This window comes from Mesorhizobium sp. M7D.F.Ca.US.004.03.1.1 (genome assembly GCF_003998635.1).
GTDB lineage: Bacteria > Pseudomonadota > Alphaproteobacteria > Rhizobiales > Rhizobiaceae > Mesorhizobium > Mesorhizobium loti.
In genome coordinates, this window is sequence record NZ_RZQG01001856.1 from 1 (window position 1) to 404 (window position 404).

Consider the following 404-nt stretch of genomic DNA (forward strand, 5'->3'; position numbering starts at 1 on the left):
GGCGACCGCGTGCTGGCAAAAACCTTGCCGACCAACGAAGCGACCGGCCCCGCCTACACCGGGCGGGTGATGAAGATTTTCGAGAAGCGCACCGATGCCGTGCTCGGTGTCTTTCGCATCCTGCAGGACGGCACCTTCCGCATCGAACCGGTGGAACGGCGTCAGCCCGAACTGATTGTCGACAAGGAATTCCAGAACGGCGCCAAGAACGGCGACCTGGTCGAGGTCGAGCCCGCAAGGGCCTCCCGCTATGGCTTGCCGAGAGCCAAGGTGCTCAACGTGCTGGGTTCGCTGACCAGCGAAAAGGCGGTCTCGATGATCGCCATACACGCGCATGACATTCCGCATATTTTCCCGACCGACGTCATCGCTGAATCCGAAGCCGTCAAGCCGGCGACGCTTGA

1 pseudogene is annotated in these 404 nt (G+C 61.9%); it reads left to right on the forward strand.

The window, feature by feature from the left end:
- Positions 1–404 (forward strand): annotated as a pseudogene (locus tag EN935_RS40395) (ribonuclease R); the annotation flags it as partial.